15 protein-coding genes are annotated in these 12,436 nt (G+C 42.6%); 5 read left to right on the top strand and 10 right to left on the bottom strand.

The annotated features are described in order from the left end of the window. The 4 genes from G519_RS0117340 (at position 1) to G519_RS0117320 (ending at position 4,809) form a co-directional block, all read left to right on the top strand. A complete protein-coding gene (locus G519_RS0117340; protein ID WP_036633235.1) occupies positions 1-1,089 on the top strand; it encodes a diguanylate cyclase in 1,089 nt (362 codons plus the stop codon). A 329-nt stretch (positions 1,090-1,418) separates the two neighbouring features. Further along, positions 1,419-2,519 (top strand): Fe(3+) ABC transporter substrate-binding protein, encoded by a 1,101-nt coding sequence (locus G519_RS0117330; RefSeq protein ID WP_029195795.1) that lies wholly within the window; start codon positions 1,419-1,421, stop codon positions 2,517-2,519. 2 nt (positions 2,520-2,521) lie between these two features. Continuing rightward, entirely contained in the window at positions 2,522-4,171 is a 1,650-nt protein-coding gene (locus G519_RS0117325) for an ABC transporter permease (RefSeq protein ID WP_036633232.1), read from the top strand. Beyond that, positions 4,171-4,809 (top strand): ABC transporter ATP-binding protein, encoded by a 639-nt coding sequence (locus G519_RS0117320; protein WP_029195793.1) that lies wholly within the window; start codon positions 4,171-4,173, stop codon positions 4,807-4,809. Before G519_RS0117325 ends, G519_RS0117320 begins: the two co-directional genes overlap by 1 nt. Before the next feature lie 112 nt (positions 4,810-4,921). Here the strand turns inward: G519_RS0117320 and G519_RS0117315 are convergent, their stop codons facing one another. The 9 genes from G519_RS0117315 to G519_RS47580 form a co-directional block, all read right to left on the bottom strand. Beyond that, positions 4,922-5,113, bottom strand: a complete 192-nt coding sequence (locus G519_RS0117315) for a hypothetical protein (RefSeq protein ID WP_029195792.1) — start codon at positions 5,111-5,113, stop codon at positions 4,922-4,924. 138 nt (positions 5,114-5,251) lie between these two features. Then, a complete protein-coding gene (locus G519_RS0117310) occupies positions 5,252-6,025 on the bottom strand; it encodes a TerC family protein (protein ID WP_029195791.1) in 774 nt (257 codons plus the stop codon). A 369-nt stretch (positions 6,026-6,394) separates the two neighbouring features. Beyond that, on the bottom strand, positions 6,395-7,486 hold the full coding sequence (locus G519_RS43380; protein ID WP_051253461.1) for a putative bifunctional diguanylate cyclase/phosphodiesterase: 1,092 nt from the start codon (positions 7,484-7,486) through the stop codon (positions 6,395-6,397). 159 nt (positions 7,487-7,645) lie between these two features. After that, positions 7,646-7,915: a transposase gene (locus tag G519_RS53005; protein ID WP_279626871.1), complete on the bottom strand. Its 270-nt coding sequence runs from the start codon at positions 7,913-7,915 to the stop codon at positions 7,646-7,648. Next, a complete protein-coding gene (locus G519_RS53000; protein ID WP_279626870.1) occupies positions 7,879-8,583 on the bottom strand; it encodes a transposase in 705 nt (234 codons plus the stop codon). The genes G519_RS53005 and G519_RS53000 overlap by 37 nt, the downstream gene beginning before the upstream one ends. A 66-nt stretch (positions 8,584-8,649) precedes the next feature. Then, entirely contained in the window at positions 8,650-8,778 is a 129-nt protein-coding gene (locus tag G519_RS52995; RefSeq protein ID WP_268618430.1) for a hypothetical protein, read from the bottom strand. A gap of 402 nt (positions 8,779-9,180) precedes the next feature. Then, positions 9,181-9,624: a hypothetical protein gene (locus G519_RS47590; RefSeq protein ID WP_029195790.1), complete on the bottom strand. Its 444-nt coding sequence runs from the start codon at positions 9,622-9,624 to the stop codon at positions 9,181-9,183. After that, a complete protein-coding gene (locus tag G519_RS47585) occupies positions 9,625-9,987 on the bottom strand; it encodes a hypothetical protein (RefSeq protein WP_029195789.1) in 363 nt (120 codons plus the stop codon). A 98-nt stretch (positions 9,988-10,085) separates the two neighbouring features. Beyond that, on the bottom strand, positions 10,086-10,736 hold the full coding sequence (locus G519_RS47580; protein ID WP_029195788.1) for a hypothetical protein: 651 nt from the start codon (positions 10,734-10,736) through the stop codon (positions 10,086-10,088). 195 nt (positions 10,737-10,931) lie between these two features. On the opposite strand from G519_RS47580, the gene G519_RS0117280 reads away from it, so the two are divergent. After that, positions 10,932-11,477, top strand: coding sequence for a hypothetical protein (locus tag G519_RS0117280; protein WP_029195787.1), 546 nt, complete (start codon positions 10,932-10,934; stop codon positions 11,475-11,477). Positions 11,478-11,662: 185 nt separating this feature from the next. Here the strand turns inward: G519_RS0117280 and G519_RS0117275 are convergent, their stop codons facing one another. Then, positions 11,663-12,430 carry a zinc-binding dehydrogenase gene (locus G519_RS0117275; RefSeq protein ID WP_029195786.1) on the bottom strand — a complete coding sequence of 256 codons (768 nt, stop codon included), beginning with the start codon at positions 12,428-12,430 and terminating at the stop codon, positions 11,663-11,665. Positions 12,431-12,436 lie beyond the last annotated feature (6 nt).

The raw sequence follows: 12,436 nt of genomic DNA, 5'->3' as shown, positions 1-12,436 counted from the left end.
ATGGTTTTAAAAGACTTTTTTATAAATTTTTGCATTTTATGTACAGGTATTTTCCTTATTCATCATTTTAATACTAAGATGTCATCGGAATCATCTATTCGAAAGAGAATCTGTGGCGGAGTGTTACATGGTCTATTCGGTGTGCTTTTAATGAAGTTTGGGATTCAACTAAATGATGGTCTTCTTATTGACCTCAGAACGATTCCTATGATGATAGCGGCTTATGTTGGTGGATGGGTATCCATACTTGTAGCTACCATCATCATTATTATTTGTAGGTTAACATTCTATCCAATCTCATATTCCTCTCTGATTAACGTAGTTGTTCTTACTCTATCTGCAACAGCGTTTACCTTGATTACTTCTTCTAGCATGAAAGTAAAGAAAAAATGGATTTTAATGGCTTTATCATTCATTATAATTATTGGTAGTATAATTCAGGCCATTATCCCTGATTTTACAAAAGCGTCCATTATATTTGTCCAATATGCCTTTGCAATTGTTTGTGCTACATATGGAACTTATCAACTTAAATCTTATCTTTGGCGTATCGATGATAATTATGAAAAACTAACGGAGTTTGCCCAAAGAGACTTTCTAACCGGTTTGAATAATGCTCGAACATTCGATGTGGTAATAAATTCTGCTTACGTAACGGCAATAGAGCGTCAAGATGAATTATCCCTAATCTTCATTGACATTGACTACTTTAAGCAGGTTAATGATACATACGGTCATCCTGCTGGTGATGAAGTCCTTAAAGAAATTGGGCGTATTCTCATACAATCATGCCGTTCTGAGGATATCGTGTCCCGCAATGGAGGAGAAGAATTTAGTATCATTATGCCCGCTTGTGATTCCACCTCTGCCAAAAAGAGTGCAGAAAGGATACGGCAGTCTGTAGAACAGAGTGTATTTAAGATAAATAAGGATGTAGAATTACAAGTCACCGTTTCCATCGGTTACTCTACGCTTAACCAAAAGAACATGATTTCTGTTGGACAGCTTATTCATCAAGCAGACGAAGGGTTGTACATGGCAAAACAGACTGGCAGAAATCGAATCAGTCGTTACCTACACACTGTATAATTGGCTTTTTACATTCTTGCAGGAAATCTCCAATAAATAACCTCACTTTGATTTGAAGTGTTTTTATTTTTGAAGCTTATTAAAACTCCATCTACCTTCTGGTAATCTAACTATAAAAAGCCTTCTTGGAATTTTAACCAAGGAGGCTTTTCATACTGTGCGAGATGGGAATACGCGTGCCCCTCCGCCATCATCACCAAAAAGTCAAAGCGTGTTTGCGCCGAAAAACTTTATGTTTTCGGTTGACAGTAGCATAACGTACATGTTAAGTTACAACTTAGAATGATAATCATTTTCAATTACATATATAAAAAGGGAGCGGATTGTTCATGCAACATCGCAAGTTATTTTCAAGAATGGCCAGTACAGTGGTAGTATTTGTCTTACTAAGCGGGTGCGCAGCCGGTCGATCAGGACAAGTGACTAAAGGAGCAGCTACGGCAGAGAAGGCACCGGCACAAACAGACAATTCGAAGACTCTAGTCGTTAATGTTTATACAGCTCGGACTTATGCCGTGGATGAATTGTTGTATAATCAATTCACTCAACAAACGGGAATCAAAGTCAATGTGGTCAAAGGGAAAGCCGAAGAATTAATCGAACGGATTAAACGCGAAGGACAAAGCACAGAAGCCGACCTCTTCGTTACCGTAGACGGCGGGATCTTGAATAGGGCAAAGCAAAGCGGGATTCTTCAATCGGTTAAATCCTCAGTTGTCGAACAAAATGTTCCACAACAATTCCGGGATACCGATAATCAATGGATCGGGCTTTCGGCTCGGGCTCGTGTGATTGTTTACTCCAAAGATCGCGTTAAACCAGAGCAATTGTCCACTTATGAAGACTTAGCCTCCGACAAATGGAAAGGCAAGCTTTTGGTGAACTCCTCGACCGTACTATATAACCAATCGTTGTTTGCTTCTCTGATAGAATTAAATGGCGAGCAAAAATCGGAAGAATGGGCTAAAGGCATTGTAAACAACATGTCGCGCGCTCCTAAAGGCGGTGACCGGGATCAAGCAAAGGCTATTGTGGCCGGTGAAGGCGATGTCGCTATCATGAACACCTATTATGTTGGATTGCTGCTTAACTCGAAAGATCCAGAGGAAGTTAAAGTAGGTAATAGCATCGGCGTATTCTTCCCGAACCAAGCTACCACAGGAACCCACCTTAATGTGAGCGGCGCCGGATTAATCAAAGATAGCAAAAATAAAGAAAATGCCGTAAAATTGATTGAGTACTTGTCCGGTAAAGAAGCGCAAACTCAAGTGTCTAAAGAAAACTACGAGTATCCGGTCAACTCGACTGCTCAAAAAGCTGAATTGTTGACTACATGGGGTGACTTCAAGGCTCAGCAAATCGATTTTGCGAAGCTCGGAATGAACAATCCTAAAGCACTTGAAATTTACAACAAAGTGGGTTGGAAATAAGAATGAAGCTACAAACTGCGATGCGTGATCTTCGAAAACACGCGAACAGTTGGATGATCATTAGCATAATTGGGGCAGCAGTTTTGATGCTGCCCATTTTCTATGTATTCGTGTCTTTGTTCTATCGGCCGAACGCCAATTGGCAGCAGATCAAGCAGTTTCTGCTTAAAGACTATGTTGTCCATTCTCTTGAGCTGGTCTTTTTCACTGGTGTGTGGACCGTCATCATCGGCGTGTCATTGGCTTGGTTTGTGTCGGCTTACGATTTTCCAATGAAACGATTCTTTCGATGGGCATTAGTTTTGCCTCTGGCCATCCCACCGTACATTGCCGCTTACACGTACACGAATATGATGAGTTACACTGGAATCGTTCAGAAGACGCTGCGCACGAAATTCGAACTCACATTGGATCAAGGTCTGTTCGATATGATGACCATGCGTGGTGCGGTGTTTATTTTTACAATGTTCCTTTATCCTTATGTATATTTAATTACACGGTCGTTTTTAGAAAGACAGAGCGCATCCTACATTGAAAATGCTAGGTTGCTGGGGAAAAATGCGTTCTCGATCTTCGTTCGGGTCGTCTTACCCATAGCCAGACCGGCAATTATCGGCGGATCTACGTTGGTCGTATTCGAAGTGCTGAACGATTACGGGGTCACGAGCTATTTTGGAATTCATACGATATCTACCGCTATATTCCAGACATGGTTCGGGATGTACGACGTACAATCAGCCATGCGACTAGCGGCCTGGTTAATGGTTGGTGCCGCCGGCGTGCTCATTACCGAGCGAATACTTCGTCGCAACCGCCAATTCAGCTCCGTCACAAGCAAGTCTAGGCCTCTCTCACCCAAGCGCCTAAAGGGATTCTACGCTGCATCCGTTTGGCTGCTGTGTACCCTAGTGCTGGCGTTCTCTTTTCTCATTCCTCTCAGTCAACTCATCGTTTGGGCAACGTGGACCTATAAGGACGTATTAACGTCGAAATTCTTAGAGTTGACCTTTAATACGCTAAGTGTAGCCCTTACGGCAACGTTTATCATAATGGTTCTTTCTCTGATCGTCGCCAATGTGGCGCGATTTCGACAGCCCGGGTTGTCGTATCTGCTTTCAAAAGGGGTAACGGCGGGATATTCCATTCCCGGGGCTATCATTGCCATTGGCGTACTCGGTGTATGTATAGATCTCGATCATGTGCTTGCTCCCGTATACGAACTGATGGGATTAGGAAAGAACCCGCTGGTCATCAGTTTATCTATAGGAATGGGGATATTCGGATACGTAGTCCGTTTCATGGCAACGGGGTATAATGCGGTGGAATCAGGTTTTGAAAAGGTGGGCTTGAAATATGTGGAGGCTTCACGGATACTGGGGATCGGATTAACCAAAACTTTTTTTAAGGTCGATCTGCCTTTGATCCGAGGTTCCATTATCAGTGGCTTCATTCTCACTTTTGTCGAAATTATTAAGGAGCTGCCTATTACGTTGTTATTAAGACCATTTAATTTTGAAACGTTGGCAACAAAAGTATATCAATATGCCGGTGATGAGCAAATTTTGGAGGCTTCAGTACCTTCTTTATTCATCATCGCCTTAAGCATAATCTCGGTATTAATCTTTCATCAACTAGGAAAGAAGATGGATTGATGACTATTCTGAACATTGAGAATGTATCCTTCACTTATTATTCAGCTCAATCAAAAATTATTGATAATTTATCCTTCTCCATGAACAAAGGCGAGATTGTGGGGATATTGGGTCCGAGTGGACGAGGCAAAAGTACGCTGTTGCGCTTGATCGCTGGCTTAGAGTCGCCTATGGAAGGTTCCATCGCCATATCAGGGAAAACAGTTGTGGATGCGTCGACATTCGTCCCTCCCGAGACGCGGGGAGTCGGCATGGTGTTTCAGGATTATGCGCTGTTTCCTCATCTCAACGTTAACAAAAACATTGATTTTGGGCTACATCGCCTCTCTTCCAGCGAGCGGTTCAAACGTCTTCAGGAGATGGTAGAACTTGTTCAATTAAAGGGCTTGGAGAAGCGGTATCCCCATGAGTTGAGCGGTGGACAGCAGCAGCGGGTTGCCTTGGCTAGAGCATTGGCTCCTAAACCAATGCTTCTCCTAATGGACGAGCCGTTCAGTAACCTGGATACCGGCCTGAAGGAATCAATTCGTAATGAGCTGCGTAATATCCTAAGGAAAGCAGAGATGACCTGTCTATTCGTGACACACGATCAAAGGGATGTTGAAGCGATCTGTGATCATGTTCTAACTATGGCATGACTGCGAGAAATATAACTCAGAGCAGTCAAAGTAAGTCTCCGCTGAGGTAAACAATTCTGCCAGTTAACGTAATGGAGGCTGCCAATCATGCTGGCAGCCTCCATTTGGTCGTTTATTGAACAAACATTCTCAGTAAGTTGAAGTCCAGACTGTCTTTATGCAACGAAAGCGAGCAGTAACCATTATTATCACGGATGGTCATTTCACTCCATCCTTCGGACCAATGAGGTCCATTGACGATTTCCACACCTTTGGATAGGAATTCCTCATACAAATGTTTCAATGCCTCTGGGTTCGTAAGCATTTTAAGGATATCACCGAAACCATAATACCATATTTAGGGAATTCCATCCGCTAAAAAGTTTTAGATTCAAAATGGAAAATGGCCATCCTTTAGGTGATGGCCATTTGTCAGCAATGAAAGGCAGTCTGGATGTTGAACCTAGAGCTGATCAGCCTGTGAACGTTTTTTCGCAGGCGCAAACCAACCGAGAAGGGCGATCGCAACCAACACACCATAGAAGATAAGGGTCCAGCCTGTGCTATGCGGGAAATGATGATCTAACACACCAATATCTTGATGGGCCAGGGTGATCACAGCGAGCTTCACACCGACCCATGCCACGATCACGTAAGCCGTAGTCTCCAGTGCTGGCCGCTGAGCAAGCAGCTTTACAAACCAAGTAGCCGCGAATTTGATTAGGACGAGCCCAGCGATTCCACCAAGCACGACAACAATGAATTTTCCTCCGTCCATACCGCCGAAATCACGAAGCGGTGAGTCTGGGAGACCAAGTGCTAGAGCTACTGCAGCAAGAATGGAATCAATCGCAAAGGCGAGATCCGCAAGAGCAATTTTCCCTACGGTTGGCCAGAAGCCTTTTCCTGCAGCATCTTTTTTTATGTCCTCGCGGATGTTCTCGTTTTCCTTGCCGAAACGCGCTTTGATTATGTGCTTTAACCCAAGGTATAGAAGATAAGCTGCTCCGATCGCTTGTATTTGCCAGACGTTCGCAATAAACGATATCGCAAACAGAGCGGCGAAGCGAAAAACAAAAGCCATAATGATCCCATAATTGATGGCTTTCTTCTTCTGGTCCTCAGGTAAATGCTTCGCGATAACCGCCAGAACAAGGGCATTATCCGCCGATAGCAAACCTTCCAATCCAATAAGAATCAGTAATGCCCATGCATACTCCAACCAAAGTGAATCCAACAGTATTTCTCCTCTCTATGTAAGAATGGTCATGACAAAGTTGTTGCTTACAATGCCTTTTCTTATTAGCTTGTCCGACTATAATATACCACTTTGAAACTGTCAAGTAATGTCTCATTTCATTTTATTAATCGTATAAAACATCCTAATCAGATCTATGCTTCCTGCCGTCATTCAATTGATGATATCCTGACCTAAGGCTAAAGAAACGCAGGAAAAAACTGTTGATTTATGCTGTTTTTTCATTAATTCTTCCACTTTCTCTACTGGTATTGGTGGACTGTAATGATATCCTTGTCCAAAATGGCATATTTTTTTTAGGAATTCAGCTTGATCCTCACTTTCTATCCCTTCAGCAATTAAACCAAATTATAAATTCACCCCAATTTCAATTATCGTTTTTACCAAGAATGCTGTATTGGAATTCGAAAGGATTTCATCCACAAATGATTTGTCAATTTTTAAATAATCAATAGGTAGACGATTCAAAACATTTAGAGATGAGTATCCTGTACCGAAATCATCTAGAGAAATTATGACCCCGATTTTTTTAAAATCATTTATGATAATGGAAGATTCATTAAATTTCTGCATAATGCTTTCTGTGATTTCTATTTCAAAAAATTCGGGAGATAGTTGTGTTTCATCGAGAATTTGTTTCATCATTTTTTCAAATTCCGTACATTCAAGTTGAAGAGGTAAAACATTGACAGCAACCTTCACAAAAATGCCCTTTTCTTGCGATTTTTTATTCTTTTGGCATGCTGTTTCAATGACCCATTTTCCAATAGGTACAATCAAACCTGTATCTTCTGAGACAGGAATAAATTCTGATGGAGGAACAAAACCCAACTCAGGATGATTCCATCTGATTAATGCTTCAAGACCTTTTATTTTACCCGTTTTTAGCTCATATTGGGGTTGATACAGGAGATTAAACTCATTCTTTTCAATTGCCCTTCTTAATCCATGCTCTATTTTTATTTTTCTTTCCAGAACGTCTTCAGGTTCATGGACAAAGAATTGATAATTATTTTTTCCACGTTTCTTTGCTAAATACATGGCTACGTCAGCATTTTTAATCATGTCTTCTCTATTTTCTCCATCACTAGGGAACATGCTTATTGCAATACTTGGTATAGTGAAAAATTCATCTTTATCTAGAACAAATGGATGAGAAAACGAAACGAGGATTCGTTCAGCAACATCTTTAACGTATGATTGATCAACATCCTCAAGTACATAGATAAACTCATCTCCTCCTAAGCGCCCAACAATATCTCCTTCACGTATAACTCCCGCTAATCTAATTGTTACTTGTATTAACAAGGCATCTCCGGCATCGTGACCTTTTGTGTCATTTATAAATTTGAAACGGTTTAAATCCAAAAACATAACTGCTAATTTTTGTTTATTCCGATTGCAACGAGCTAATGACTTTTGCAGATAATCATTCAACATATAACGGTTCTACAATTATTTAAATTTTCTGAAAAGTATTATTTTGGTTTGAGAGCTAAAAAATGACGGAGGTCTCTCGATCAGGCAGCTGCTGTTCATTTGGTATTTATATCCATTTCAATGGGCGTATTTCAATTCGTTACCAAGATTATGTTACCTTTAGGCCTTTTTCTGTCTACCTTTTGAGGTTCGACTGGGACTTCGTGTTACGGCGGCGATAAAGTTATCCCAAGGTTTCCATAACAATGTTTTCAGTATATCCACAAGCTCCGACAAGGTTTTGTTCGTCTCCAGGTCCAACTTGATCAACAAATCCAAACAGTATGCAATGAGACAAATCCAGATTTGATTGATAACCGCCTGCTCGCTAGTGCCGTAAAATCGAGTCAATTTCAAGTGCTGCTTGACCCAGCGAAAGAACGTCTCGATCTGCCAGCGACTCCGGTACAGATGACCGATTTCATCGGCGTTAGGTCAAATCGATTTGTAATGATCCGAACCAGCTTGCCTTTTTCATCGGTCGTTTCGATCATACGTAGCACATGCGTCATTCGCTTCTTGCCTTTAGCCAAGATCACTTTCACGTCTCGGAGAATGTTGGACCTTGCGGCGACGGGAAGTTCTTCGACTTCCTCGATAAGGGCGTTGTTTTTAAGTCGGGAAACGAAGCGGATTCCAAGCTTGCAGTAGTTGTCATACTTTCCGTAATCGAGATACCCCCGATCCATCAGATACGTAGCATCTGTCTCATCAATGAAAACATCCATCTGTGTATGGTCGGCTGGCTTCGCTGGTGTGACAACTGCTTTGTCAGGGTAGACCTGATCTGGATCAGCAAAGGTCACGCGAAGATGAAGTTTGACTCCTGCTTTTGATTTGCGGAAGATGGCCCATTTGTACTTGTTTAGGCATAAGCTCATCGTAGTTGAATCGATAATTTTCACGATACCAAGGCGAGCGGACATGGGAGAACGAAGCCGATGCAACAGAGTCTTGAGATCACATAGGATGGCTTGTAGAACTTCAGGATCAAGCCTGTTGTTTTTTCCGGGAAGCACTGATTGACGTGATACCAAGCGCTTGAAGAAAATCCACATTGTTCTGAACTTCTCTCATAATTTCCCGCAGCCCTTTGCGCTGCTTCAATTGAGCTTCAATGAAGATCAGCAGAAATGATCAAGCTTTTTCACGTAGCTGTCGAGCTTGCTCGTACATTTCCAGTTATGGATAATTTGTGAATTAAGTGGTGCAACCCATTTACCAAATGATGAAAATAGTGTATTCTTGTCCATGCGCTAATCTCCTAAATTAGGGATTTGGACAGGGACTACCTGTTACCCTAATTATGTAGATTTTTTATTGCTATGGATGACAATAATTTAACATTTTTAACACAATTCAGATTACTTTGATCGACCCGATACGTGTTAACTTTAATGCAACGCTACTGTATCTATACAACAATAAGCATGCTAATTCACAATATCCTTGCGATTGTTGTAGAAAATACAGCATTTTCTCCCAAAAGCAGCTCCAAAGTATGAAATAAGCCGAATTGTTGCACAACATACAACAATGACAACTTTTCGAGAAGTAATCCTAGAAATTGTTGTACAGCGTACAACTTTCTATCCTATTCACCTGCGAAAAACAGACGTAAAGGCTTCCCTTATTTCCTAACCTGCTCCAACTGTTTAGGAGCTATCTTTCATACAGGCTCTAGCGTCACAGATATAACCTACTGTCTGGCCATCACTCGTGCTTAAAATAATTCCCCCCTCCTGACCAACCTCTGGCGGATGAAGGGAAATGAAACGCTCCGTAATCGAAGTAGGAGATTCTGTGAAATCATATCTGTCAGTTATCGTTAATTTGCCCTGCCGCTTGTCCAAATCGAACAATCGCTCCAATTTGTGCAGATGCGGTACATCATAAGCTTGCCGCAGATCCAACAGGAAATGATCTCTTCCATCCTCCATACCCACTTCCATTACTTGCGATCGATACTGAACTCCCTCGCTTTGGAAGCAGCCATTGATGATGGGAACGCTATGTCCAGCTGAGCTGTTGCAAAGAATCGAATAACGTTCGTCGCCAAAATATTGTCTTGTATATAAACCGGCACCAAGATCCTCCAACTACCTGACGCCATCCACTACCCAGACAAAATGTCCGATATCATTATGATTATGCGGCTCCCCATTATGTCCGCCCTTAGCTGCAAAGCTAATGAGTTTACCGCCAACCTGACACCGGCTCACCATCCATTCAGCCTCTTGAAGGAACTCTGAGCGAAGCGGCAGACCTTCCCGTTTTTCCAGCAGCGCATAGTCCGTCCAAACCAGATCACGCATTGCCGTTGCGAACCGGCCGCAGTGATCAATGGAATTCGAACGGTACGTCAGCGACGGGATGCGGAGTTGTTCAAGTCTTTGGCATAGACGGCTGAACAAGCCAGTCTGAATGCCGCTCGTACGCCCGCAATCGGAGAAATTCGCCACATGATTCTCCTGTAAAAAGCAGAATTGCGGGAATTCCGCGATGTGTTGGGCTTTTTTTTCATCCAGAAGCAGATCGACCTTTCCGCCTGTACGCTGCTTCAGCAGCTCTGCAAAGTAAACGTAATAACCGAAACCATAGTACCAGTAACCGAGACCTTCGAGACACGCCCCTCCTCCGTGAACCCTTCAAGGAAGCAAGCCATCGCTTCAAAAACGCGATTTAAGACAGGCATCAGGATTCTTGAATCCTGAATCATATAAATAGCAGCCATTCCGATGCTTCCTGCGCATACTGCTGACCAGTTGTTCGTTGCCGTCTCCCATCCAAACACCCTTTTGAGCTGCATATAAGGATTCAGGACTCTTCGCATAACCTCGAGGCGTGCGCGTTTAACAATGAGCGGATCGAGTCGATCCTTGAACAAATGACAAATCTCACTCAATGCATGGGCCGTCTCGGAAGCAAACAAATCAACCTGCCTTGGCGCATCATCTTCCGCTTCGGGATCTTGAACATGCAGGTGTGCAGGCAAGCACCATGTGCATTCCTCGCATAGGGCCCAGATGATGTCCTCGAGTACAGGAATGAATGCTGCATCATCTTCCGCTAGGGCCGCGATTGCAAAAGCAGCAAGCCGACGCCGACGATCAAAGTAGAGTTTCTCGAACTCTTTTCTCGAACCATTTACTTGAAATAATCGAAATGCGCTGAAAGGCAGCGCCTCTATAGGCTGCGTGATTAAACCCACTATAATGAATAAGGTGTTTATCGTCTAGTTCATGAATTTACTTTTTCGGGTAAAATATTAACCTTTCATGAAAATTTGCAATTTCTCACATTTTCGTATATATTTTTATATTGCTGACCAAATAAATATTATATATTTCGGATAATTTTACAAAATTAGACTTATCCGGATGATGAAATGAAGAGGTGTACGATAATGACATTGAAAAAAACAGCAGCAGGACTCATTTTACTTTCCGTGATGTTGACAGGAGCAGCTTGTACTTCCAGTCAACCGAAATCATCGCCAAGCCCGGCAGCTACAACAAACACGGCGGCTACTCCGCAAGCAACTGCCGAAAGCCAAGATGCCGTTAATATGAAAGGCTATATAGCTGCTAGAATCGCTCAAGAGAAAGTGGAATTCCTCTTTGCGGAAGCCAAATCTGCTGATGGTTCGTTTATCCTTAACCCTAAAGCTGCAGACGGCAAAGAAAAAGCTGTGAAATTTCTTTCCAGCTACTTCGATACAGCAATGGTAGATAAACTAACTGCTCATTACCTTACCGATCAAAAAGCGGATAATGCGATCGTAACAAACAAGAAATCTTTCTTCACTTCAAACCTGCTTGCAACGAAAAAAGAAGATATTACGTTTGATGCATCGAATACGAAGGATCAAGTTAAGTTCACTACCAAAGACGGTGTTTCGTATACGACGAAAAAAGTGAACGACAAATTCGTTTTAGCTGCGGTTCAATAAGACTAACATATCGGGCTCATGATATGAGTTCAAAAAAAGTACCATCAGGGAAGTTTCGAACCCTGACGGTACTTTTTACTTTCAAACCCGTTCTTCCTAGCCCTCAGCCGATTTGCGGTGAAAAATAAACAGGTTTGCAGGAAGTCGTGCTATTTTCAAAGTTGTCAATACACGAATTAAAATGCCTATTCTGTGATATCTACAATTATTTTGCCTCGTGCTTGGCCCGATTCAATGACTTCATAGGCATCCTGTACGGTTTGAAGGTTGAATCGACGTGAATCGAGGTTAGGTTTCAACTTACCCGCTTCAATAAGCTTCGTTGCTTCACGAAGAATTTCGCCGTGGTGTGCCCTTCCTTTCCCTGTTAGCAGAGGCAGCAATGTAAACACACCTGAATAAGTCGCTGCCCGGAAAGATAAAGGGGCGAGACTATGTTTTCCCCACCCCAAAATACTGATAACGTGGCCTTCATAATATTTTGCCGCGGCAAATGAAGCATCTAAGGTGGCTCCGCCAGCCGTATCATAAATGACATCGAAGCCAAGCCCATCTGTATGCGCAGCAACGTACTCTTCAACGGTCATCGTACGATAATCTATAGCCGTAGCACCAAAGCCTTCTATAATCCGCTTATTGGAAGCGGAACCCGTTGCGAATACGGATGCACCAAGCGCTCGTGCAAGCTGAACAGCTATATGTCCTACACCGCCTGATCCTCCTACCGATTCAACGACGCCGGCAAGGTCAATGCCAAGCACGGCTGGCAGCTTTGTTCTCGCATGGTCCGCCTTGCCTGCTTGAATTTTGATATCGAGCGGATTGACTCCGCTTGCTTTAATCCTGACCAAAACCTCGCCTTGTTTGGCTATTGGACGAGAAATCTCTGTATATTTGAACAGTTCAGCGTAACACTCTAGAACTGCTGCTTTCATTACTGCATTGGCTACCATTTGGAT

This window comes from Paenibacillus alginolyticus DSM 5050 = NBRC 15375 (assembly GCF_000422905.1).
GTDB lineage: Bacteria > Bacillota > Bacilli > Paenibacillales > NBRC-103111 > Paenibacillus_E > Paenibacillus_E alginolyticus.
Note: the sequence above shows the minus strand (reverse complement) of the source record. Positions and strands in the feature narration are given on the sequence as shown.

Excerpts from the sequence above, each read along its gene's own strand:
- G519_RS0117340 (WP_036633235.1), top strand. The coding sequence starts at position 1 with ATGGTTTTAAAAGACTTTTTTATAAATTTTTGCATTTTATGTACAGGT.
- G519_RS0117330 (WP_029195795.1), top strand. The coding sequence starts at position 1,419 with ATGCAACATCGCAAGTTATTTTCAAGAATGGCCAGTACAGTGGTAGTA.
- G519_RS0117325 (WP_036633232.1), top strand. The coding sequence starts at position 2,522 with ATGAAGCTACAAACTGCGATGCGTGATCTTCGAAAACACGCGAACAGT.
- G519_RS0117320 (WP_029195793.1), top strand. The coding sequence starts at position 4,171 with ATGACTATTCTGAACATTGAGAATGTATCCTTCACTTATTATTCAGCT.
- G519_RS0117315 (WP_029195792.1), bottom strand. The coding sequence starts at position 5,113 with ATGCTTACGAACCCAGAGGCATTGAAACATTTGTATGAGGAATTCCTA.
- G519_RS43380 (WP_051253461.1), bottom strand. The coding sequence starts at position 7,486 with ATGTTGAATGATTATCTGCAAAAGTCATTAGCTCGTTGCAATCGGAAT.
- G519_RS53000 (WP_279626870.1), bottom strand. The coding sequence starts at position 8,583 with ATGTGGATTTTCTTCAAGCGCTTGGTATCACGTCAATCAGTGCTTCCC.
- G519_RS52995 (WP_268618430.1), bottom strand. The coding sequence starts at position 8,778 with ATGGACAAGAATACACTATTTTCATCATTTGGTAAATGGGTTGCACCA.
- G519_RS0117280 (WP_029195787.1), top strand. The coding sequence starts at position 10,932 with ATGACATTGAAAAAAACAGCAGCAGGACTCATTTTACTTTCCGTGATG.
- G519_RS0117275 (WP_029195786.1), bottom strand. The coding sequence starts at position 12,430 with ATGGTAGCCAATGCAGTAATGAAAGCAGCAGTTCTAGAGTGTTACGCT.